Raw genomic sequence first — 22134 nt, 5'->3', positions numbered from 1 at the left:
ACGCGGTCTAGGCCAACTGCTCGCCGGCGGCGCAGCGCGGGCACGCCGCCGGCTCCCACAGGTTGCTGTCGGCCTCGGCCAGTGCCTCGACGCGGCACCGGCCGATGCTGCTCGGCCGGCTGCCCGGCGGTCCGAGGAGGAGCAGCGCGCCCACCGCCACGGGCTCACCGCCGGCGTTCGTCACGCTGTCCAGGCTCGCGCGTACCGCCGAGCCGGCGTTGACCACGTCGTCGACGACCGCGACCCGGCGAGCGCTCAGGGAGGTGCCGTCCGGCAGGGCGTACGCCGCGGAGAAGAGCACGCCGGCCTCGGGGGCACGCAGCCGCTCCGTCCAACAGAACTCCACGCCGAGCTCGCGGGCGAGCAGCTGGGCGAGGAACGCGCCGCCGGTGAGCGGGCCGCAGACCGCGTCGGGGTCGTACGCGCGAAGCCGGTCGGCAAGCGCCACCACCTGGGGCGCGAGATCACTCGGCCGCCGGAAGATTCCGTCCAGGTCGTCCAGCCAGACGTCGCCGTGGTACCCCGACTCCAGCCGGAAGTGACCGCTCCGCGCTCCGGCGAGACCCAGCAGGAGATCGGCGCTCATCGCGAACGCGCCGGGGCGTCGGCGTCGCTGGTCGCCCGGTGGTGTCCGGTCGTACGCGCCCGCGGCCGCATCGCCAGGCACGCGACCACGCCGGCGACGAGGGCGACCACCGGCAACAGCAACGTCGTCCGCATCGCCGCCGTGAACGCGTGCTCGAACACGCTCGCGCCGAGCCGGCGCAGCTGGTCGGCGACCGCCGCCGGGATGCCGGGCGGCAGCGGGGTCCGCGCGGCGGCGGAGAAGTCGCCGTTGCCGGCGGCCGCCTTCGCGAACCCCTGCTCGAACTGCTCGCGGTAGGGGGCGGGCAGCTTCGCGGCGGCGGCCGCCGCCTGGGCCGGAAGCTCGACGGCGAGCCGGGCCTGCAGCAGCACCCCGATGGCCGCGCTCCCGATCACGCTGCCCACCTGCCGGGAGGTGTTGAAGATCCCCGAGCCGGCGCCGATCAGCCGCGGGTCCAGACCCGAGGTGGCGAGGTTGGCCAGCGGGGAGAAGATGCAGCCGACGCCGAGTCCGGCGACCACGAAGGCCGGCGTGAGCGCCCAGCCGGTGCTGTCGTAGTGCGCCAGCATGGTCAGCATCAAGATGCCGAGGGCGAACGTCGCGATGCCGCCGGCGACGATCCACTTCCCGCTGATCCGGTCCGACATCCGCCCCGCGAACGGTGCGACCACGCCGGCCACGAACGACAACGGCGCGGTGATCAGGCCGGACATGATCGCCGAGTAGCCCAGCACCGACTGGATGTAGATCACCAGCGGCAGGAACATTCCAGCCATCGTGAACCCCACGGTGATGTTGGCGAGGTTCGACATGGAGAAGTTGCGGTGCCCGAACACCGCCAGCGGCAGCAGCGGCTCGTCGCGGTTGACCCGTTGCCACACCACGAACGCCACCAGCAGGAGTATGCCCGCTCCGATGATCTCGGGGACGGTGACCGGTCCGGCGATCGTGCCCCAGTCGTAGCGCTGCCCCTCCTGCAGGCCGAAGACCACGCAGAACAGCCCGATGCTGCTGAGCGCGATGCCGATCGGGTCGAAGCGGTGGCTGTGGCGCGGCTGCCAGTCCGGTACGAGGAAGATCGTCGCGGTGATGGCGAGGACGCCGATCGGCACGTTGACGAAGAAGATCCACTCCCAGCCGAGGGTCTGGACGAGCACTCCGCCGAGCAGCGGGCCGGTGATGGTGGCCACGCCCGCCACCGCGCCCCACAGGCCCATCGGCGCGCCCCGCTTGCTGGGCGGGAACAGCCGGGTGACGAACGCCATCGTCTGCGGCGTCATCGCGGCCGCGCCGAGGCCCTGAACCGCCCGGGCCACGATCAGAGCGGCCGCGCTGCCGGCGAACCCACAGGCGGCCGAGGCCAGGGTGAAGACGACCAGGCCGCCGAGAAAGAGCCGCTTCGGTCCGAACCGGTCGCCGAGCCGCCCGGTGAGCAGCAGCGGTACGGCGTAGGTGAGCAGGTAGACGCTGTTGATCCAGATGACCTCGGACAGGCTCGCGTTCAGACCTCTGATCATGGCCGGGATCGCGATGTTCACGATCGTGGTGTCCAGCATGATCATGAAGAAGCCGGCGCACAGGGCGGCCAGAGCCGGCCAGGGCCGGTCCACCTCGCCGGACGCGCCGCCGGTTCCCCCGTCGGCTGCCCCACCGGCAGAGTGTCTCGCGGTAGGTCCGCTCATCCGGTCGTCTCCTCGGTGCTCCGGGCGTTCCGCATGCGGTCCGGGCCGGGCCGCCGGCCCCTACATCGCCAACTCATAGTTGACATCACGCCGGAGCCGGTCGGCGGCGGAACCCCTCCGGAAAACCCCGCGCCCGCCGGGGGTGGGCGGCCGTACCCTGCCGACCATGAACGCCGACGCCGCCGACGTACGCGAAACCGCCGCGACCACCGACGCACCCTCCGCCGTCGATCCGGCGCGGGGCTGGGACGACCTCTCGGTCCGGCCGATCGGGTCCGCCGATCTGCCCGCCTGGGTCGAGCTGCTGCGCGCGGTGGAGATCGTGGACGACCAGGGCGAGCACTACGGCGCGGAGGACCTGGCCGAGGAGATGTCCGACGCCACGCTCAGCGCCGCCGACGACACCCGCGCGGTGTGGGACGGCGAGCAGATGGTCGGCTACGCCGTGGTGCACGCCCGGCCGGGTGCCCAGGAGACCGACCGGGTCCGGCTGGAGGGCGCGGTGCACCCGTTGTGGCGGCGGCACGGTGTCGGCGGGCGCCTGCTGGACTGGATGTGCAAGCGCGGCCGGGAGGCCCACGCGCAGAAGAACCCCGGCGTGCCCGGAGTGCTCACCACCGGGACCGGCGCGGGCAACACCGGTGCCCGCACCATGTTGGAGCGGACCGGCTTCGCGGCCGCCCGCTACTTCTTCGGGATGCAGCGGGTGCTGGCCGAGCCGATCCCGGCGGCGGAGATCCCCGAAGGCCTCACCCTCACCACGTTCCGCCCCGAACTCGACGCCGCGCTGCGGGCCGCGCACAACGAGGCGTTCCTCGACCACTGGGGTTTCCAGCCGCGCGACGAGGAGGTGTGGCGGATCTGGGTCACCGGGTCCCGGTCGTTCCGGGGTGCGACGTCGCACCTGCTGCTGGACGGTGACCGGATCGCGGCGTACGTCCTGACCTACGAGTACGAAGCCGACACCGCCGCCACCGGCGTCCGCGACTGCTACGTCGGCCAGGTCGGCACCCGCCGGGAGTACCGCGGCCGCGGCGCCGCCCGCGCCCTGCTCAGCCGCACCCTGGTCGCGGCCCGCGACGCCGGGTTCGAGGAGGCCTCGCTCGGCGTGGACTCGGTCAACCCGACCGGTGCTCTCGGACTGTACGAACGCCTCGGCTTCCGCACCCGGCGGGAGTGGGTCAACTACGACCTTGCGCTGGGCGATTGAGGCGGCCGTAGACGATCCGGCGGAGCAGCCACTCCGCCGGGCCGCGCCGGCCGTGCCGGGCCAGACAGGCCGCGCCGATCATCGTCCCCAGCCAGGTGGCGACCGCCAGCAGAGCCACCGCGGCGCTGCCCAGCCAGGCGCCGAGCCCGAGCGCCCACGGCGACAGAAGCGGGACCAGCACGACCGACTGGGCGAGGTAGCAGGACAGCGACCGCGCCCCGCAGGCTGCCAGAGCGGAGACCGCCCGGCCGGAGAAGGCGGGGCGCGTCGCGGCCAGCCCGCCGAGGGCAGCAAGTCCCAGGCCGCCCGCCACGCCGGTCCCGGTGTGCAGTACCGCCAGGCCGAGATCGACGCCCAGCGAGGTGGCCGGCCACACTCCGGACACGAGCAGCGCGAACGGGACGCCGCCGAGCACGCCCACGCCGATGCCGAGCCCGGCCGCCCACCGCAGCGTCCGCACGTGCCGGTCCGGTCGGTCCAGGTAGCCGCGCCGTCCGGCCCACACGCCCAGGCAGATCGGTACGAGCATGCCGAGCGCGCTGACCGGGGTGGCCGGCAGCCACTCGCCCAGCCGGAGGCCGGCCGCCGTGAGCAGGGAGGGCTCCGCGGCCGACGGCAGGTAGGCGGCACCGGGTTCGGGCGGCACGCCGTACGTCGCACCCACGGCGAGGAACGGGATCCCGAGCAGGCCGGCGGTGAGCAGCAGCCGGCCGTCGCTCATCGCGAGCAGGGTGAGGATCACCAGCCCGGCCAGGCCGTACGCGCCGAGCACGTCGCCGGAGAACAGCGCCAGGGCGTGCACCACGCCGATGCCGAGCAGGACCAGGTGCCGGCGGCGCAGCAGTCGGCGGACGGCGGCGTGGGTGGTCCCGGCGTCGAGTTGCCGGCGGACGAGGGACACCACGCCGTAGCCGAGCAGCGCGGCGAACATCGGGAACGCCCGGCCGTCGACGAACGCCGTGGTCGCGAACGTCACCACCCGGTCCGCCCAGCCGGTCTCGGCGAGGTGGCCGCGAAGGCCGAGCGGCCGGTCGTACAGCAGGACCGGCGCGTTGGCCAGCGCGATCATCGCCAGCACCGCGCCCCGGGCGAGGTCGGGCGCCAGATGCCGCTCGGCCGCGCCGACCGGCCCGCGCGTGCCCGCAGGTCCGGCCACGTCGTGCGCGGGACGCAGGTCCACACCACCGGCCAGTGGATCGAGACGCCCCATACGTGGTGAATGTACGTGACGGCTGCACGACGGCACTCGCATGCGCGGCCTACCGTTGTCCCGTGAGACGTCGGCCGTTGCTCCTCTTCCTCGTCGTGGCGGCGGTTGCCCTCGTCCCCTGGATCGGCTTCCTGCTGATCAGCCTGCCCGACCAGTACCAAACCCGGCACTGGCGGCTGGCCTGGGTCGGCTTCGACGTGGCCCTGGTGATCCTGCTCGCCCTGGCGGCGTGGTTCGGCTGGCGGCGCCGCCGCGCGGCTGTGCCTCTTCTCGTGGCCACTGCCGCGTTGCTGTGCTGCGACGCGTGGTTCGACGTCGTACTCGACTGGAACAGCGACGACCGGTGGATGTCACTGGCCACCGCGGTGCTGGTGGAGATCCCGATCGCGGTGGTGCTGGCCGTACGGGCGCGCACCATCGTCACCGCCCGGGTGGCCTCCCGGGAGCTGACCGTCCACGACATCGAGCTCGTCCTGGGCAATCCGGCCGCGCGGCGCCTGCTGACCCTGCTGGGCGCACAGGTGATGACCGTCGACGAGCTGGTCGCAGCGACCGGCCTGTCCCCTGCGGCGGTGCGGGCGACACTGGGTGAGCTGTCCCTGGCCGGCTACGTCGAGGCGGCCGGGCAGGGGTGGCGGGAGGTCCCGCTCGACCTGCGCGCACCCCGGCCGGAGGACATCGCGGAGGAGGACCGGCCGCGGTTCGAGGCGTTCTGGGACGCCAAGCTCGCGCACGAGCTGAACCTGTTCCGGCGGGCGTTCCGGCACCCGGAGCGGTACGGCCCGTGGTCCCAGGGCTCGAGGGCGCGGCTGCTGCTGACCCGGGCCGAGCTGCGGCGGTTCGCCGAGGAGTACCTCGAGCTGCTGGGCCGCTACCAGCTCCTGCACGCCGAGGACGGCGGCGACGGCGACGGAGAGGTCCGGGCGGTCGCACTCCGCTTCTACGGGTTCCCGGAGGATCTCCTGGCCGCGGAATCCGACGGCGGGCCCGGTGGCGCGTCCGAGCGCGGGTCCGAGCGCGGAGTCCCGGTCGACGGCCCCCGCCCCGACGGCCTCTAAGGTGGTCCGCGTGGCAACTGTGGTGACGATGCAGGACGCGCTCCTCGCGCTGACCAACTACTGGACCGAGCGCGGCGCGATGATCGTGCAGCCCTTCAACACCGAGGTCGGCGCGGGTACGTACAACCCCGCGACGATCCTGCGGGTCCTGGGGCCGGAGCCGTGGCGGGTGGCGTACGTCGAGCCGAGCGTCCGCCCCGACGACGCGAGGTACGGCGAGAACCCCAACCGCCTGCAGACCCACACACAGTTCCAGGTGATCCTCAAGCCCGACCCGGGTGACCCGCAGGAGGTCTACCTCGGCAGCCTCGGCGCGCTCGGCATCGACGTGGACGCACACGACATCCGGTTCGTCGAGGACAACTGGGCGTCCCCGGCGCTCGGCGCGTGGGGCCTGGGCTGGGAGGTGTGGCTGGACGGCCTGGAGATCACCCAGTTCACGTACTTCCAGCAGGCCGGCGGCAAGAACCTCGACCCGGTGTCGGTGGAGATCACCTACGGCATCGAGCGGATCCTGATGGCGCTGCAGGGCGTCGGCCACTTCAAGGACATCGCCTACGCGCCCGGGATCTCCTACGGCGAGGTGTTCGGCCAGTCCGAGTACGAAATGAGCCGGTACTACCTCGACGACGCCGACGTGGCCACCAACTGGCGGCTGTTCGAGGACTACGAGGGGGAGGCCCGCCGGTGCATCGCCGAAAGGCTGCCGGTCCCCGCGCACAACTTCGTCCTGAAGTGCTCCCACGTCTTCAACGTGCTCGACTCCCGCGGTGCGATCAGCACCACCGAGCGGGCGAACGCCTTCGGCCGGATGCGCTCGCTGGCCCGCCAGGTCGCCACGCTGTGGGCCGAACGCCGGGAGGAGCTCGGCAACCCGCTCGGCCTGGTCGAGCCGCCGCCGCTCGCGCAGGCGCCGGCCGACGACTCGGCGTACCCCAGGATCGACGAGCCGAGCACGCTGCTGTTCGAGATCGGCACCGAGGAGCTTCCGCACGCGGAGGTACGCCGGACCGCCGAGGCCGTCCGCGAGGGGCTCACCAGCCGGCTCGCCGGCACCCGCCTCTCCCACGGCGAGGTCCGCACCTACGCCACGCCGCGTCGGGTCGTCGCGGTGGTGGAGGCGGTGGCCCCGCACGAGCCGGACGCCGAGCGCACGGTGCGCGGCCCGAAGGTGTCGGCCGCCTACGATGCCGACGGCAACCCGACCAAGGCCGCGCAGGGATTCGCCCGCGGCCAGGGTGTCGACCCGGCAGAGCTGACCCGGATCGAGCAGGGCGGCACGGAGTACGTCGCCGCGGTGCGCACCGACGTCGGCCGGCCCGCGTCGCGGGTGCTGTCGGAGCTGCTCGGCTCGCTTGTGGCCGACCTGCGCGCCGACACGAACATGCGCTGGAACGACCCGAAGCTGTCGTTCACCCGCCCGATCCGCTGGCTGCTGGCCCTGCTCGGCGAGCAGGCCGTCCCGGTCGCGGTCTCCACGCTCGCGTCGGGGCCGACGACCCGGGTGCGGCGTACGGCGGCGGAGCCGGTGGTCACCGTGCCGTCCGCCGACGGCTACCTCGACTTCCTGCGCCGGCACGAGATCACCGCCAGCCCGGACGAACGCCGCGAGCTCGTCGTGGCCGCGTCCCGGGCCCTCGCCGCGCAGGTCGGCGGCGTGATCGACCTGGAGGGCGAGGCGGCCCTGGTCGAGGAGATCGTCAACCTGGTCGAGCACCCGGTGCCGATCCTCGGCTCGTTCTCGGCCGACTACCTCGACCTGCCGGCGGAGATCCTCACCACGGTGATGCGCAAGCACCAGCGCTACCTCCCGGTTCGCGCGGGTGACGGCACGCTGCTGCCGCACTTCGTCGCGGTCGCCGACGGCTCCTGCGACGCCGACGTGGTGCGGGCCGGCAACGAGGCGGTGCTGCGGGCGAGGTACGAGGACGCGGCGTTCTTCTGGCGGGCCGACCTGGAGGTGCCGCCGGAGCAGCACCGGGCAGGGCTGGCCAAGCTGGCGTTCGAGAACCGCCTCGGCTCGATGGCCGAGCGCGCCGACCGGATCGCCGCGGTCGCGGACCGACTCGGTGAGCTGGTGTCGGTGACCGGTGACGCCGCGACCACGCTGGCCAGGGCGGGTGAGCTGACGAAGTTCGACCTGGCCTCGCAGATGGTCGTGGAGCTGACCTCGCTGGCCGGGACGATGGCCCGGGAGTACGCCCGGCGCGCCGGGGAGACCGAGGCGGTCGCTCAGGCGCTGTACGACATGGAGTTGCCCCGCACCGCCGGCGGCCCGCTGCCGGCGACCCTCCCGGGCGCCCTGCTGGCGCTGGGGGACCGGCTGGACCTGCTGGCCGGCCTGTTCGCGGTCGGTGCCAACCCGACCGGAAGCTCCGACCCGTTCGCGTTGCGGCGGGCCGCGCTGGGCGTGGTCAGCATTCTGCGTGACCGGGCCGACCTCGCCGCGGTGACGGTCGAGCGCGGGCTGGCGGTGGCCGCCGAGCGGATCCGGGCGCAGGGCGTCGAGGTGCCGGACAAGGCGCTGGCCGACGCCGCTGAGTTCGTCGTACGGCGGTACGAACAGCAGTTGCTCGACGCCGGGCACGAGTACACCCACGTGCAGGCGGTGCTGCCGCTGGCGGGGACGCCGGCGCTGGCCGACCAGACGCTGCGGGAGCTTTCCCGGCGTACGTCCGACCCGGCGTTCGCCGACGTGGTGGCGGCGCTGCAGCGGGTGCGGCGAATCGTGCCGGGCGACGTGGCCGGCGCCTACGACCCGGCCGCGCTGACCGAGCCGGAGGAGCTGGCGCTGCACCAGGAGCTGGGCAAGGTCGCCGACGCGCTGGGGGCGGACTACACCCTGGCGGAGTTCGCGGACGCGGTGGGCGGGCTGGTCGGCCCGGTCAACGCGTTCTTCGACGCGGTGCTGGTGATGGCCGACGACCAGGCGGTACGCGCCGCCCGGCTCGGGCTGCTGGCCTCGATCCGCGACCTGGCCGCGCCGGTGCTCGACTGGGACGCCCTGTAGAGCTCGAACCGCCTGGCAAGGCTCAGATGAGGGCCACGGCGTCGAGCTGGCGGAGCAGGCCGAGTTCGTCCGACAGCGTGGTGACCGCGGTGACCCGGCCGCCGGACACGGTGAGCAGGTCGATCACGCGGATCTCCACCATCCGCCCCGTCGGTGCGACCGGGCCGAGCGGGGTGGCCAGCGCGCCCACGTGCCGTCCCCGCATCCGGACCGCCAGCGCGATCCGCCCGTCGGACTCGAACGTCTCGATGATGTCCGTCGTACGGCCTTCGTAGGTCTCCTGCAGCGCCAGCGCCCGGCGCACCAGGTCGGTCACGGCCAGCTTGACGTCGTTGACCACCACCGGGTCGGCGTACACCGCGCGGAAGGCGGTCTCGGCCGCCGCCCAGTCCACGATCGGCTCGTCCCACAGCCGCAGGATCTGCCTGACGAGGGAGTTCATGGCAGCAGTCTGCGGTCCTCGGGCCCTGCGAGGACGCAGCCAGAACGCCCGACTTTGGAGGCCGAAGGCCATGTGGCCGGGCCCCGGCGGGAGGCCCGGCCACGTGGCCGCCGTCAATCGGTGTCTCAGGTGGTGTGCTTGTCGGGGTTCTGCCAGAAGTACGTCTCCGGGTCGTACACCGCGGGCGTGGGGTGCTGCCACGGGTTGACGAAGCCGCCCTGGGTGAGGTTCTCCTTGCGGGGAACGTTGCGCAGATCCTTGTGGGCCAGCATGACCGCCGGGGTGTTGGCGATCGTGCCCATGAAGAACGGGCCCTCGTCGATGTGGATCTTCACCATCTGGAAGGCGAGTTGGCGCCGCTTGATCTCGTCCGGCTCCAGCTTGGCCTGGTCGTACAGCTTCCACAGCCGGTCGATCGGGCCGCCCTTCTCCGGTGCCATCCGGGGCGGTGTGCGCTTGAACGGGTCGACGTCGAGCTGCTCCTTCTCCGCCGCCGTTCCGCGCATGTTGAACATCTGCCCTTCCAGCGGAGCCCACCGGCTGGACTCGACCGGCACCAGCCAGGCGACCTGGGCGAAGTGGTCGGGTCCGTTGCTGACCTCCCATGCGCACTGCGAGGCAAGCCGGCCGTTGGCCCACTGATCGCCGTAGCCTTCGGGTGCGACCGGGTTGAGTTTGACCGTCAGCCCGACGGCTTCCCAGTCCCGCTTGAGCATGTTGTTCTTCTGCTGGTGCTCGTCACCGGCGTCGGCGGGAAAGTCCAGGCGGATCGCCAGCGGGCTGCCGTCGGGCATCTCCCGCTTACCGTCGCCGTTGGTGTCCTTGACACCGAGCTCGTCAAGGAGCGCTTTCGCCTTGGCCGGGTCGTACTTCACGTAGGAGTCGCGCCACTGCTTGTAGATCTTCTGGCCCTCGGCACCCGACTGGTACTCTCCGGCCTTCGGGCTCATCGTCCCGGTGGAGAGCTCACCGGTGTTGAAGTAGATCTGCTTGCGGGCGTCCTCGCGCCGGAACGCGTGTGACAGCGCCTGGCGAAACTTCGGCTTGCGGATGAGGGCCCGCATCTTCGGGTCCTCGTAGTCGTAGTTGAAGAAGAACATCGAACCGGTGCCGGTTCCGCTGTCCCAGAAGAAGGTGTCCATCCCGCTGCGCTTCTCGGTCTGCTTGAAGCCCGACACATCCCCGAGCGTCAGCCCGGTGAACGGCCCGTGCACGTAGTCGACCTTGCCCTGCTGGATCTGCAGCTTGCCGACCTCGACGTCCTTGTTGGCGCGGAACGTGATCTGGTCGACGTTGGGCAGCTGGCGGCCCTCCCGGTCGACGACCCAGTAGTAGGGATTGCGTTCCCAGACGGCCGTGCGGCCTTCCTTGTAGGACTTCAGCACCCAGCCGGTCATGACGGGGCAGCCGGGAGTCTGCACCTGGTTGCGCTTCTTCTCGAACTCCCCGTCCGCGCTGGCCCAGTTCTTCGAGACGGACTTGTTGTAGCGCGGGTGGTACTGCTTCAGGTAGTGCTTGGGCTCCATCCAGGTGGAACCGTTACCACGGTTGACATACCCCGCCAGCCGGATCGGCGTGAGCGGCGCGGGTGCGTCGTAGGTGAGCACGAGGGTGTTGTCGTCCGGCGCGGTCATCTTCATGACCGTGCCCTTGCCCGAGCGCGCCTCGTCGGGCGGAACCTCCGTGTGCTCGGTGTTGAGGACCATGTCCTCCCACCAGAACATGATGTCCGCGGTGGTCCACGGGTGCCCGTCCGACCAGCGCAGGCCCTTGCGGAAGTGCAGGGTCCACTCCGAGGCGTCCGCGTTGGACTCGAAGCTCTCCACCAGACCCGGGCCGATGTCCAGTGCGTCGTTGAGGAACCGCAGCAGGGAGTGGCCGTACATGTACTCCAGGATCTGCAGGTCGTTGGTCTCCGGGACGAGGATGTTGAGGTTGCCGCCGTACTTCGCCGGCTCCAGCCACCTGTGCGGAACGACGTACGGGCTGGACGGGATGCGCTTCGCCAACTCGGGAAGCTTGCCGGCCTTCACCTGGTCGGCCAGCATCGGCGCCTCGGTGAGCTTCTTCGGCGGCGAGAGCGGCTTGCGCTCCGACCCCTTGCCCGAACTTGCCGCCGACTTGCTCGCCTTGGGTTCTGCGGCCTGCTCACCACCACCCGAGGAGCACGCGCCGAGCGTCACGGCGCCGGCGGTGAGGCCCGCGCCGTAGAGGAATGTGCGCCTGTCCAACATCCTGTCGTCTCCTGCTTTCTTCGACTGCAGCAATTCGTTACAACGTGGTACTGCCGTGGCCAAGTGTTCAGGTTCTGAGCGCGGAAAGCGCCTGGTTGTCCCCAATTGGCCGGGTTTGCGCCGGTTCTGGTCGTCGGCACCCTTGACCGTGAAACGTCGTGTGCGCCGGGTGGCCGGCGCGCGACCGCTCGGTCGCGTATGCCGGGGTGTTTCCGTCAGGAAGTGATCGCTGGTCAGTCGGCTGACCGAAACGCAGGTGCCAACCGAGCATTCGGTGATGGTGCCGTTCGCGGACGCGACCGTGTATCTCACCGGGTGCTCGAACTCCTGGGCGGCGCCGTGGGCCTGGTCGTCGCCGGAACGTGCTGGACCGCGGCGGTCGGCCTGACGGCACTGTTCCTCCTGCTCCTGCCGGCGAACATCCACGCCGCGCTCGCCGACGTGCCGTTTCAAGGTCACGCGCCAACCCAGGAGTCGGCGCCGGCCCACCGCTGACCGCGGAAGCCCGCTCGTTCCGCGATCGCAGAACCCAATCCACAAGGAGAGTCGTACGCAATGGAGTCCCTGCGCTGGCCACCCCTTCCCGGATCATCGCCGGCGCGGTCCTGCTCACCCTGGTCACCATCGAGATCGGTGGCTGGTTCATGACCCGGTCTCCGCCAAGCCACTGTCGTCGGACAGCGGGTGAGGTTGCGCCGCTTCCTGGCCGAGGACACCACCGTTCTGCGGTCCACAGCCGGAACGAGCAGCCGGACCGTCTGGACCTCGCCGTCGTCGATCAGTACAACGGCGCGTGCGTGGGCGAGGTCGTGCTGAACGAATGGGACGAGCCCAACCGCGGTTGCAACCTCCGCATCGCGCTCGTGGCCGCCGGGCAGGGTCGCGGCCTGGGGACCGAGGCGGTGCGGCTGATGGTGGCGCACGGTTTCGAACAGCTCGGCCTGCACCGGATCTCGCTGAACGTCTACGACTTCAACCCCCGTGCCCGTCGCGCGTACGAGAAGGTCGGCTTCGTGTGGAGGAGTGCGGTGCGACGTCCTGTACCTCAACGGTGGTTGGGTGTCCGACGAACTGATGAGCATTCTGGCGCCTGAGCGTACGCCGCTCCGCCGTGGTGAACGCGGCCCGCACCGCGTTCCGTGGTTATCCGCAGGAGCTGACCGGTGTCAACCTCGAGTTGCGGCGGCGGCGTACTCCTCATCGATGGTCGTACCCACCTGGACGGGATCGTCGGTGGCCAACGTGACCCACACCCCGGCCGCCTGCCGTACGGCGTGACGATGAAGTCCACCCCGGCCAAGCCGTCGCCGCCGCACGGATGCAGGCGTCGGCCTTGTGGGCAAGGGAGTCCGCCGGCACGGTGAGGTCGGCGAAGACCGCGAGCGCCTCAGCGTGCAGGTGAGGATGCTCTGCCCGGCCCTCGGGCGAGTACGCGGTCCAGTCGTGGAGCGGCTTCCTGGTGGACGTGAAGGTCGGCCTTCGGCAGAGCCCCACGTGCACGGGGTCCGGCAGCGTCATGTCCGCACGTTAGCGACTGCCGGTCCTCGACGGCCGCGTGTTCGCCTCGGGCGTGCTCGAGTGACAAGCCAATAGGGCTTGCGGCGTCCGCTACGGTGATGGCGTGCGAGATAGCGGCTAGCTCCGCGCTTGGACCCGGTTCGCAGCCGAGGATCCCCGGCGCCGCGCCGACGGCGACTTTCCCGTCGGCGCGTCCTGCTTTGCCCTCGTACCTTCGTCTGAACAGGACCTTCATCCATGGACCCACGTCGTGCTGTCCCCTCAGCCGAACCCGTCGACGCCGCCCAGGCGGCCGACACCTACGAAGACCTCGTTGCCGACGCACTGGCCGCCGCCGAGGCGATGAGCGGGTGGGACTTCTCCTACCTGCGGAACCGGACCAGTGGCGGCGAGCTCTCCTGGTCGTACCCGGACCTTGCCCGCGAGGCGATCTCGTGCTCCACCGCCGTACTCGACCTCGACACCGGCGGCGGGGAACTGCTGGCCTCGCTGGTCCCGCTCCCGTCGTACACCGTCGCCACCGAAGGCTGGGAGCCGAACGTGCTCGCTGCCCGCGAACGCCTGGAACCGCTGGGCGTCGACGTACGCCGGGCGCAGGAGGGAGACCGGCTACCGGTTGCCGACGGCGAGTTCGACCTCGTCCTCAACCGGCACGGCGCGTTCGCGGTCGACGAGGTGTGGCGTGCGTTGTCGCCGGGTGGGATCTTCCTTACCCAGCAGGGCGGAACACGCAACGACCTGGAGCTCAACGCCGCGCTCGGGGCCCCGCCGTCGCAGGACGTGGACACCGATGTCTTCGCCGAAACCCTTGCTGCGTCGGTGAGTCGGGGGTTCTCGATCCTCACCGCTCAGGAGGACTTTGCGCCCTACGCCTTCCACGACATCGCCGCAGTGGTCTTTCAGCTGACCGTGGTGTCCTGGGTGCTCCCCGACTTCGACCTACGCCGGTACGACGCGAAGCTCCGGGAGCTCGACCGCCGACTCCGTGATGAGGGCCCGCTCGTGGTGCACAACCACCGCTACCTGATCAGGGCTGCAAAACCAGGAGAGGGCCTGCGGCCCGGCCGCTGCCCCCGTCTGATTGGTCGATGAGCCGTCGGTCTGCCGTGTACGCGCTGGTTCAGGCGTGCCAGCCGGCCGGCGGGTCCTCACCGACCACCCCGGAAGCGCAGAGCGTGCGAAGAGCACATCGGGCCTCGTCGTCAGAACGGCGGCAGGTCATCCTTGGCCGTTCGGGCGCCGCCGGTGGCTGTTGTGGGCTCGGTTGGTGTCGCCGGGTCGGTGAGGGAGGGCGCCCGGCTGCTGTAGCTGCGGCCGAAGGGGTCGGTGAGGGTGTGTTCGGCAGGCCCGGTCTGCTTCAGTTTCCAGTCGCGTTCGGTTTTGGCCTTGTGGTGGCGCGGGCACAGTGGCGTGATGTTGTCCACGCCGGTTTCCCCGCCGTCGGCGTGTTCGGTGTTGTGGTCCAGGTGACAGGTGGCCGCCGGTCTTCTGCACGTCGTCCATACGCAGCGCTGGTCGCGGGCAGCCACCAGCTCGGCTTGGAGTCCGCGCAGGAATCTGGCCGGTATCGGATGCAGATGCAGTAACCGCCCCGTGACCGGATGGGTGACCCCGACGCTGAATCTGGCTTCGGGGTTGGTGAGGTTGTTCGCCACCAACCGCTCGGCCACCTCGGTGATGACGGGTCCGAACCCGCCGAGTTCCCCGGGCCGGGCGGACAACCCCATCAGGGTGGTCAGCGGCACGTTCAGCTGGATCTTGGCGCGCGTTCGGATCGGCCCCCAGCTCGGCTGCGTGGAAGACCACGGCGGTGGTGGTGGTGGTGTCGAGTTGTCCGGTGGCGGGTCGGGTGGAACTGGTGGACCGGGCGGGTCGGCCGTCTCATCCGCTGGGCGGTTCTGCTGCGGGATCTGACCCGCGGCCGAAGGTCCGGTCACCGAAGCCGCACCCTCACCGGTTGCGGAGCTTCCGGCTACGTTCTCCCCGGCCACGTTCTCCCCGGCCACGTCGCACTCCGTCGCGCTCTCACCGGCAGAGCCGCGGTCGGCGGCATGGTGAGCTGCGGTGTCATGGACCGGAACGCCGGTCGTCGCGGCGCCGCCGCACACCGTGCACGTGGCGACCGGCACAGGAGAACAGTCGCCACACTCACACCAACTGTCGTGCAGATCATGGTCGGGGAACCGGTGAACACCACAGTGCCCCTGCCCGCCCTGCTCGTTCTCGCGCTGCTCGTTCTGGCCCTGCTCGTTCGCCGACTGCTCACCGTCGACCGGCTCGGGGTCATCCGTCTCGGGGTCGACCGGCTCGGGGTCGTCCTGCTCGCTGTCGGGGCGTTCCTGCGGCGGCTCACCCTCCGCGGTGCACTGCTCAGACTCGTCCTGCTCAGACTGCTCCTGCCCAGGCAGGCCATGCGCCGCCTCGCCTTGCGCCGCCGGGTTCTGCCCCGCCGGGTTCTGCGCCGCCTGGTTCTGCTTGGTCTCACCCTGCGGCTGGCCGGATTGCCTGGGCGCCGAGCAGTCGGTGATGTCGGCGGTGCCGGCGAGCAGGGAGTAGGCCACGTGCGCACGCAACTGACCCAGATTGCGGGAATCTCCGGAGGATTTGACCGCGCGGGCGATGGCGTCGATGTAGCCGTACGCCTCCGCGGCCTGGTCCGCGGACAGTCCGCGGATGGCGAGGTCGGCGACGCCGTCGACGGCGGGCCAGATCGCGACGTTGCGCCCGGTGCGGGCTTCGCGGTGGCGTTTGGCGGCGGCTTCGGGGTCGGCATTGACCACCTCCGCCTCCACCTTCGCGCGAAGTAGTCCGCCGCGCAGTTCCAGCACCTTCGGGAAGAGGGCGTCCTCGATCACACCCCACAGGTCCGGCTTGGCGTCGGCGATCCGGTCCACGATGATGCGGACCTCGTTGAGCTCCAACCGCCCGCCCGCCAACGCCTCACCCACCCGTGGGAGCCGGGACACGGCCGCGGCCATCCCCACGTACTGAGCCGCCCGGTAACCGGTCCACCCCAGCAACGGCTCCAGCACCACCGACGTCATCGGGTCCGGGGTGTCACTGCGCTCGGCCGGCTCATCACGCAGACCAGGCTCGGCGTAGGTCAGCTCGTTCACCCCCGTCAGGCTGGCCGACTCCGCCCAGCAAACCATCCGCCGCGTCCCCTTGACGTACTCCTCCAACTCCCACCCGTTACACGCCGCCAGGTCCACCGCGGCGATCGCCGCCGCCAACTCCGGACCACCCGGCAAATCCGCGAAACCAGCAGGCAGCACCCGACGACCACCCGGGTCCCCACCCAGGTGGCCGTCGCCGAAGCCCTCACCGCCATCGCTCACGCGTTCGATTCTACCCGACAAGATCGGCCATCGCTCGTCGGAAACCGCTTGTCCACAAGAGAATCTGACGTCAACTTCAACTTGCGCACCTGGTCCGGCGCAACCAACCCCTCGCCGGGTCGAGCGGCAGCTGCGCCAACCCCGTCGCAGACCGCTGCACAGCGTCGGCTCGCTCATCCTCAGTCTGTTCTAGGCTTCCCGGATGACTTCGGGTGCTCAACTCTCACAGCAGCAGCGCCACCTGTTGGAGCGTTGGCTGCCCGGCGCGGAGGTGGTTCGAGACCACAGTTGGGGACTGGTCGGAACGGTCGTGCTCGAGCTGCGCCACAACGACGTCCGGTACATCGCCAAGGCGGGCGACGACAAGGACCACCACCTGGCACGTGAGCTACGGGCGCATCGCAACTGGCTGCGGCCTTGGACATCCCAAGGACGAGCGCCGGACCTCGTGTACGCAGACGCCGACGCCAAACTGTTGGTGACCCGTTACCTGCCTGGCGAACTCGTACAAGGAAGCACCCACGAACGCGAGCCGGAAACCTACCGCCAGGCCGGCCTGATGCTGGCGCAGTTGCATGACCAGCAATCGGTCGAGGACGAGGAGTTCGAGGCGCGGGAGAATGCGAAGTCACTCGCGTGGCTGAACAGACCGCACCGCATCGCCCCCGACGTCGCCGCGCGTCTGCGGGAGACAATCGAGTCGTGGCCCACGGAGGCAAGCTCGCTGGTGCCGAACCATGGTGACTGGCAGCCCCGCAACTGGCTCGTGCACGAGGGTACGGTGAGCGCGATCGACTTCGGGAGGGCCGACCTGCGCCCTGCCCTCACGGACCTCGTTCAGCTGGCCACCCGGCAGTTTCGGTCAGATCCGTCCCTCGAGGACGCGTTCCTGGACGGATACGGCCGGGATCCGCGGGAGCCCGCGGCATGGTGCCGTACCCGGGTTCGCTACGCGATCGGAACCGCGGCGTGGGCCTACCAGGTCGGCGACGAGGCCTTCGAGCGGGAGGGGCACCGCATGATCGCCGAGCTGTTGCCGGACGGCTGAACAGACTCGGGGAGGCGACTCACCCGATCGGGTAGGCCACGTGACACAGCTGGTCGTCGAGGTCGGAAGCGTCGACGTCCATCCCGGCGATGTAGACCTCCCGGCCGGGTCCGGTCCGGGTCAGTCCGTGGTCGTCGATCCACCGCTGGACGGCTTCGTAGGCGGAGAGGATCTGCGGCATGTCGAACTGGGCTTTGGTGATCGTCGTGTACGCCTCGCGGTGGGCGGGTTCGCGACGGATCGTCGCATCGGCGTGGGTAGCGGGGGCGTAGCGGATCGGCACGCACACTTCGACGGGTCCGTCGTTGTCCTTGGTGACGGGTCCGTGGAAGACGACGAACAGCTCTGCGCTCGGCCCGCCGTACGCCCGCGCCGCGCTCGTCAGCCGCCGCTTCACCTCGTCCGCCCAGCCCTCCAGCTCCTCCCGCCGCACGCGGCTGCACTCGGTGAGCACGAGCTGCTCCGCCACGTCGCGCACGCGGACCTCGTACCCCGCAAATCGGTGGTCGCCTCCGAGGATGCTGGCCCGGAGGTGGTGCACGAGCTCGCGCTGCCCCGTAATGCGACGTTCCACCCCGTCCCAGTAGGTCTGGAGGATCTCCGCGCCACGCTCGCCCGGCGCGGACACGACCTCCGCGATGTCGGTGAGCGGCATGTCGACCCAGCGCAGCATCTCGATCAGCCTCGCGGTGAAGAGCTGACTCGCGTGGTAGCGACGGTAGCCGTTGCCCGGGTCGACGTCGGCGGGCTTGAGTAACCCGCACCGGTCGTAGAGGCGCAACGCCTTCATCGACAGGCCTGACCGGCGGGCAAACGCGCCGATGGTGAGCAGCTCGTCGGGAGAGCTGTCAACGCTCCGTTGCGGCCGTGTACTCACCCGGCTCATCTTCGCCGAGACCGCACGATCCGTCGAACCCCAGGCGCTTCACAGCGACTCGCTCCGGTTCAGGACCGCGTTGCGGACAGTCTGCGGGACCCGTACCCGATCATCGCTTCGAAAGGCCGCGCGGAGCTCCTCGAACCCGGCGTCGGGCGATGCGGTGAGCGTGGCGAGTCTGTCGTACAGAGCGATCCACTCGCCCGGGATCTCCTCGTCCGGCCCGGGCATCGCACCCCAGTCGTCCCAGGGCAGCATCTCCAGGTTGTTGAGGGCGGCGACGTCGCGTACGAGGTTGCCAGCGATCCACCAGGCGCCGAACTCGTCCAGCCCGGTGAGGCCGAACTTCGCCGGGTCGGCGTCCCCCGCGCGGCACCTCGCCCACGCGTCGCCCGCGACTAGGAACCGCTCGCGGGGCACGTCGGTGACGTCGAAGTCGATCGGGAAGATCCCGCGCTGCACGTCGTCGATCTGCGCGTCGAGCAGGGCCCACCGCCCGCCTCGGGCATGCCAGTACTCACACACCCAGTGATCTTCGTACGCCTCGGTCGGGAAGTATCCGCCGAATCCGCATCGCGCCCGCGCGGGCACACCCTGGTGGCGCAACATGGCAACCATCAGCACCGTGAAGTGCCGGCAGTTGCCCGCGAGCCGCCTCTCGGGTGGACGCGGAGCGGTGAGCGGACTGTCGTCGTCGGCCAGCAGCCGTTCGAGCAACTGCTCCACCGGGCGGATGTGCACAGGGCCGCGCTGCTCGTCGGTGAGTGTCAGCCCGTAGGCGGGGGCGATGTGCTCGTGGACGAGCAGGCCGTGCCCGACCCGGGCCAGAGCGCCGAGGTCGCGGGGCAGGCCGTCGAACACCTCCCGGTAACGCCCGGGCGAGGTCATCCTCCCCGGCTCCAGGTAGAAGTCGAGCGTCGGATCCGTGGTCAGCACGGCGGGGCTCCCTCCGGTGAGCGCGAGCGGTGGCCCCAACCTCGCCCTTGCCCCAGGGGCAGGGTCAACCGCTCGGCCCGGACTCCCGCGTCAACCGCTCCGCTCATGCAAGGAGCCGCGCACTCAGAGGACGTCAAAGGGGGTGCCACCTGATGGTGACACCCCCTGCGACCTGCGTCGGGGTGGCGGGATTTGAACCCACGACCTCTTCGTCCCGAAGCATGCCCCGCGGGGTCGGGAGCTGGCTCGTCACGCTCGTCGCCGCGTGCGTCTGGTACGTGGTTGTGCGGTGTGGTCCGGTTGGATGCCGCGCGATTGTCACTCAGTTAGTCACTCACCGCGTGCTCGGACGACGGCCGGTGAGGGTCACGGCCAGGAGCGTCGGCGGCCTGGTCACGTTCGTCGGCGGCCTGGTCGCGCTCGTCGGTGGCCCGTTCGCGCTCGTCGGTGGCCCGTTCGCGCTCCTCCGCCAGGCTTTCCCGCTCCTCGGCCAGGCGTTCGCGCTCATCAGCGATCCGCTCACGTTCGTCGATGAGGCGTTCACGTTCATCGGCATCGGCTTCGCGTTGGTCGGCATGGGCTTCGCGTTGGTCGGCGTCCCGGTCGCGCTGGTTGACGCCTCGTTGGTATTCCTTGGGATCGAGGGTTCCCAGTTCGACGAGCCGGCGGTGGGCCTCGGCGGCGAGACGTCGATATTGGGTTTTGAGAGACCGGTCGACCCGGGCTCGGTCCGCTGCGGCACGATCTGGCCGGAGGTACTCCTGACCACCGGCCGCCAAACAGGCCGCACGGTTCTGCTCCGCCTGAGCGCGTTGCCTGGCCGCCTGTGTACGCAACCGCGCGGCGAGCGCACGCTTCTCGGCGGCTCGCTTGCGCAGATTCTCGGCCGTTTGCTCCTGGGACATTCGGGTCAACTTAGGGATTGTCAGCGTGGCGTTGTTGGTTGGTTGCCCGTTCGTATTCGTCGACGACCCGTTCTCGCCGGTCGGCTGCTCGTTCGCGTTCTGCCGCGTCGCGGTCACGGTGGTTGGCGTCGCGGTCACGTTCGTCGGCCATCCGTTGGCGGTCATCGTCGACCCGTTCGCGCTGATCGGCTTCGCGTTGGCGTTGGTCTTCGCTGCGGTCCCGGTCGTCGGCGACCCGTTCGCGCTGGTCGGCAAGGCGGTCGCGTTCGTCGGCTTCGCGGTCGCGCTGGTCAGCGAGGTGGTCGCGCTCTTCCGCGGCGCGCATCCGTTCGGTGCGTTCGACGAACCGCAGTTCCTCCAGCCGACGGCGGGCCTGGCCCGCGATCCCGCGAAGGAACGCAGTCCGGCTCCGTTCCTTGGCCGCACGTTCACGTTCGTCTGCGGCGCGTCCTCGTACTTCTGCGGCGCGAAGCCGCTGCACAGCTGCTTCACCGGCGTGCGCCGCTAGGAGTTTGCTTCTCTCCGCCGCTCCCCTGCGCAACCGCGCGGCGAGCGCACGTGTCTGGGCGGCTCGCTGCCGAAACTCCAGGGCGATCCGCTGCATCCGAGAGATTTGGTCGGGTTCGTGCTGCCACCCGTTGGTGGTGGGCATGCCATCGACCCTACGCCGCCGCACCGAATCATCCTGGCCAGCGGCCTGCCACGGCCGATCCCTGTTTCGCAGAGGCTCGGCTGCCCATGTTCAGCTGCATACGAGTAGCCAGGACCACCCCACTGGGCAGCACGGCGGGGAAGACCGGCAGCCTGCGGGGTTGGTCGGCCGCCCGGGGATCGAACCCAGGACCCGCGGATTTGATCAATATGGCTGTTCGCCTTGTGCGTCATCTCGCGAACTTGGCCGTGACCTCGGCTGTCGTCGTCCTGGTCATGATCATCTATCGCCGTCAGTGGCGGACTCGTCGCGTCCAAAGGTGTGGGTTAGGTGTGCCGTCGTCGAGTTCTCCTCGCCTCTCGATTCATCGAACAGATGTGCGAGTCCGGGCGTATGCTGCTACTCGACCGGGAGGGCCGGCACCGACACTGGGCAGGGGATCGGCCGTATGGCCCTCCCGGCCCACCATCGGCTTATGGAATCGGTGCAGAAGTATCACTCCTCCCCATGACCGAGACCTCGCCGGATCCCCGGGATCGTGCCATCGCGCAGTTCCTTAGGGCGCTGTCCACTGCGGCGGCCGAGCTGGCTGCGCGTTCACCGCCAGGCCGACGGAACAGCCGGACTTCAGAGACCGCTTGGTTGGTTCGATGCAGCGGCAAGTGGCCGCGCTGCTCGATGTCAACGGCGAGGGCGGTGTATCGCCGCGCCAGATCACCGAGATGCTCGGCCGTACAGACGACGGCAACGTACGCCACACGCTCAACCGGTTGCGCGAGCTCGGTGTTGCAGAGCTGGTGCCAGGTTCGTCGTGGCCGCAGCCGTGGCGGCCCACAGCGCTCTACCGGAAGGGCACGGACGGTGCCGGCGATTAAGGGAGCGCCTGGTGGAAGGGCCGGCGCGTCTAGCGGATTTGCTGGTGTCAAGCAACGTCTCGCCGGCCTTCCTCCATGCGCTGTAGTGTCTCCGCCCATGAGTCTGCTCGACGTCGCTTTCGTGGTCGGACCACTGGGAGCCATGGTGATGGCGCCACTGGCGATTGTGGTGCTGGTCGTCCGGCAGCGGAGGCGGGCAGCGCGGCTGGGAGCTCCGCTCATGGCGCTTATCGTTCTGTCGTGGGCAGGGTTCTGGTACCTGTGGGGCAGGGAATTCGACTACGCCGATACGAACAGGCCCGTGCCCACTCAGGTGGACACTGCCTCGAACGCACTCGCCGTAGTCTGCGCTCTGGGCTGTGTGGCCCTCGTGGGGACCACGGTGACCACATTCCGATTTGTACGCCGCGCCGAGATACAGCGGTGACTTATGGCGGCCTCGGCGTCCTGGAGACAGATGTCAACGCTTCGCGAAAACTGACCCCGCGCGGGTTCGGGAAAGTTGACCCCCTGGCGGTTGGTTCAGCGGCGGTTGGTGCGGTTCTCTTTGGCG

The 22134-nt window shown here is 70.3% G+C and carries 19 protein-coding genes; 10 read left to right on the top strand and 9 right to left on the bottom strand.

Annotation, left to right across the window (positions count from 1 at the left end; translation table 11 throughout):
* Positions 1-7: 7 nt before the first annotated feature.
* Together ABZV93_RS26370 and ABZV93_RS26365 are read right to left on the bottom strand one after the other, a co-directional pair.
* Positions 8-586: a phosphoribosyltransferase family protein gene (locus tag ABZV93_RS26370; protein WP_354941170.1), complete on the bottom strand. Its 579-nt coding sequence runs from the start codon at positions 584-586 to the stop codon at positions 8-10.
* Positions 583-2268, bottom strand: a complete 1686-nt coding sequence (locus tag ABZV93_RS26365; protein ID WP_354941167.1) for a DHA2 family efflux MFS transporter permease subunit — start codon at positions 2266-2268, stop codon at positions 583-585. The genes ABZV93_RS26370 and ABZV93_RS26365 overlap by 4 nt, the downstream gene beginning before the upstream one ends.
* 166 nt (positions 2269-2434) lie before the next feature.
* Between ABZV93_RS26365 and ABZV93_RS26360 the strand changes: the two genes are divergently transcribed.
* A complete protein-coding gene (locus ABZV93_RS26360) occupies positions 2435-3478 on the top strand; it encodes a GNAT family N-acetyltransferase (protein ID WP_354941164.1) in 1044 nt (347 codons plus the stop codon).
* Here the strand turns inward: ABZV93_RS26360 and ABZV93_RS26355 are convergent.
* A complete protein-coding gene (locus tag ABZV93_RS26355; protein ID WP_354941161.1) occupies positions 3450-4688 on the bottom strand; it encodes a DUF418 domain-containing protein in 1239 nt (412 codons plus the stop codon). The genes ABZV93_RS26360 and ABZV93_RS26355 overlap by 29 nt on opposite strands.
* Before the next feature lie 62 nt (positions 4689-4750).
* Here ABZV93_RS26355 and ABZV93_RS26350 point away from each other — a divergent pair, with 62 nt between their 5' ends.
* Both ABZV93_RS26350 and ABZV93_RS26345 read left to right on the top strand, forming a co-directional pair.
* Positions 4751-5746, top strand: coding sequence for a hypothetical protein (locus tag ABZV93_RS26350; protein WP_354941158.1), 996 nt, complete (start codon positions 4751-4753; stop codon positions 5744-5746).
* A gap of 10 nt (positions 5747-5756) precedes the next feature.
* Positions 5757-8756 (top strand): glycine--tRNA ligase, encoded by a 3000-nt coding sequence (locus ABZV93_RS26345; protein WP_354941155.1) that lies wholly within the window; start codon positions 5757-5759, stop codon positions 8754-8756.
* A gap of 22 nt (positions 8757-8778) precedes the next feature.
* On the opposite strand, the gene ABZV93_RS26340 is transcribed toward ABZV93_RS26345, so the two are convergent.
* The gene (locus tag ABZV93_RS26340; protein WP_354941152.1) at positions 8779-9198 is read right to left on the bottom strand and encodes an ester cyclase; all 420 of its coding nucleotides are present in this window, start codon (positions 9196-9198) and stop codon (positions 8779-8781) included.
* A gap of 125 nt (positions 9199-9323) precedes the next feature.
* Positions 9324-11432 carry an ABC transporter substrate-binding protein gene (locus tag ABZV93_RS26335; protein ID WP_354941149.1) on the bottom strand — a complete coding sequence of 703 codons (2109 nt, stop codon included), beginning with the start codon at positions 11430-11432 and terminating at the stop codon, positions 9324-9326.
* 315 nt (positions 11433-11747) lie between these two features.
* Here ABZV93_RS26335 and ABZV93_RS26330 point away from each other — a divergent pair, with 315 nt between their 5' ends.
* From ABZV93_RS26330 to ABZV93_RS26320, 3 genes are all read left to right on the top strand, one after another.
* Positions 11748-11927, top strand: a complete 180-nt coding sequence (locus tag ABZV93_RS26330) for a hypothetical protein (protein WP_354941146.1) — start codon at positions 11748-11750, stop codon at positions 11925-11927.
* A 149-nt stretch (positions 11928-12076) separates the two neighbouring features.
* A complete protein-coding gene (locus ABZV93_RS26325; protein ID WP_354941143.1) occupies positions 12077-12526 on the top strand; it encodes a GNAT family protein in 450 nt (149 codons plus the stop codon).
* 661 nt (positions 12527-13187) lie between these two features.
* A complete protein-coding gene (locus ABZV93_RS26320; RefSeq protein ID WP_354941140.1) occupies positions 13188-14042 on the top strand; it encodes a class I SAM-dependent methyltransferase in 855 nt (284 codons plus the stop codon).
* Positions 14043-14152: 110 nt separating this feature from the next.
* Here the strand turns inward: ABZV93_RS26320 and ABZV93_RS26315 are convergent, their stop codons facing one another.
* Entirely contained in the window at positions 14153-16288 is a 2136-nt protein-coding gene (locus ABZV93_RS26315; protein WP_354941138.1) for a DUF222 domain-containing protein, read from the bottom strand.
* A gap of 202 nt (positions 16289-16490) precedes the next feature.
* Here ABZV93_RS26315 and ABZV93_RS26310 point away from each other — a divergent pair, with 202 nt between their 5' ends.
* Positions 16491-17336, top strand: a complete 846-nt coding sequence (locus tag ABZV93_RS26310; RefSeq protein ID WP_354941135.1) for a phosphotransferase — start codon at positions 16491-16493, stop codon at positions 17334-17336.
* A 19-nt stretch (positions 17337-17355) separates the two neighbouring features.
* Here ABZV93_RS26310 and ABZV93_RS26305 read toward each other — a convergent pair whose 3' ends face one another.
* From ABZV93_RS26305 to ABZV93_RS26295, 3 genes are all read right to left on the bottom strand, one after another.
* Positions 17356-18213, bottom strand: coding sequence for a MerR family transcriptional regulator (locus ABZV93_RS26305; RefSeq protein WP_354941132.1), 858 nt, complete (start codon positions 18211-18213; stop codon positions 17356-17358).
* A 48-nt stretch (positions 18214-18261) separates the two neighbouring features.
* Entirely contained in the window at positions 18262-19149 is an 888-nt protein-coding gene (locus ABZV93_RS26300; RefSeq protein ID WP_354941129.1) for a transglutaminase-like domain-containing protein, read from the bottom strand.
* A 326-nt stretch (positions 19150-19475) separates the two neighbouring features.
* Positions 19476-20192 (bottom strand): hypothetical protein, encoded by a 717-nt coding sequence (locus ABZV93_RS26295; protein WP_354941126.1) that lies wholly within the window; start codon positions 20190-20192, stop codon positions 19476-19478.
* Here ABZV93_RS26295 and ABZV93_RS26290 point away from each other — a divergent pair.
* The 3 genes from ABZV93_RS26290 to ABZV93_RS26280 all read left to right on the top strand — a co-directional run bounded on the left by ABZV93_RS26290 (position 20173) and on the right by ABZV93_RS26280 (position 22008).
* A complete protein-coding gene (locus ABZV93_RS26290; protein WP_354941123.1) occupies positions 20173-20562 on the top strand; it encodes a hypothetical protein in 390 nt (129 codons plus the stop codon). The two genes, ABZV93_RS26295 and ABZV93_RS26290, sit on opposite strands and share 20 nt — an antisense overlap.
* A 794-nt stretch (positions 20563-21356) precedes the next feature.
* Positions 21357-21581, top strand: a complete 225-nt coding sequence (locus ABZV93_RS26285; protein ID WP_354941120.1) for a hypothetical protein — start codon at positions 21357-21359, stop codon at positions 21579-21581.
* A 97-nt stretch (positions 21582-21678) separates the two neighbouring features.
* Entirely contained in the window at positions 21679-22008 is a 330-nt protein-coding gene (locus ABZV93_RS26280; RefSeq protein ID WP_354941117.1) for a hypothetical protein, read from the top strand.
* Positions 22009-22134 lie beyond the last annotated feature (126 nt).

It is taken from the genome of Actinopolymorpha sp. NPDC004070 (assembly GCF_040610475.1).
Lineage (GTDB): Bacteria > Actinomycetota > Actinomycetes > Propionibacteriales > Actinopolymorphaceae > Actinopolymorpha.
The sequence above is the reverse complement of the archived record's forward strand: the minus strand, read 5'-3'. Positions and strand labels throughout refer to the sequence as shown.

What these genes read in the sequence shown, in the direction of transcription:
- ABZV93_RS26370 (WP_354941170.1), bottom strand. Translation starts at nt 586, where the DNA reads ATGAGCGCCGATCTCCTGCTGGGTCTCGCCGGAGCGCGGAGCGGTCAC.
- ABZV93_RS26365 (WP_354941167.1), bottom strand. Translation starts at nt 2,268, where the DNA reads ATGAGCGGACCTACCGCGAGACACTCTGCCGGTGGGGCAGCCGACGGG.
- ABZV93_RS26360 (WP_354941164.1), top strand. Translation starts at nt 2,435, where the DNA reads ATGAACGCCGACGCCGCCGACGTACGCGAAACCGCCGCGACCACCGAC.
- ABZV93_RS26355 (WP_354941161.1), bottom strand. Translation starts at nt 4,688, where the DNA reads ATGGGGCGTCTCGATCCACTGGCCGGTGGTGTGGACCTGCGTCCCGCG.
- ABZV93_RS26340 (WP_354941152.1), bottom strand. Translation starts at nt 9,198, where the DNA reads ATGAACTCCCTCGTCAGGCAGATCCTGCGGCTGTGGGACGAGCCGATC.
- ABZV93_RS26335 (WP_354941149.1), bottom strand. Translation starts at nt 11,432, where the DNA reads ATGTTGGACAGGCGCACATTCCTCTACGGCGCGGGCCTCACCGCCGGC.
- ABZV93_RS26325 (WP_354941143.1), top strand. Translation starts at nt 12,077, where the DNA reads ATGACCCGGTCTCCGCCAAGCCACTGTCGTCGGACAGCGGGTGAGGTT.
- ABZV93_RS26320 (WP_354941140.1), top strand. Translation starts at nt 13,188, where the DNA reads ATGGACCCACGTCGTGCTGTCCCCTCAGCCGAACCCGTCGACGCCGCC.
- ABZV93_RS26310 (WP_354941135.1), top strand. Translation starts at nt 16,491, where the DNA reads ATGACTTCGGGTGCTCAACTCTCACAGCAGCAGCGCCACCTGTTGGAG.
- ABZV93_RS26285 (WP_354941120.1), top strand. Translation starts at nt 21,357, where the DNA reads ATGCAGCGGCAAGTGGCCGCGCTGCTCGATGTCAACGGCGAGGGCGGT.
- ABZV93_RS26280 (WP_354941117.1), top strand. Translation starts at nt 21,679, where the DNA reads ATGAGTCTGCTCGACGTCGCTTTCGTGGTCGGACCACTGGGAGCCATG.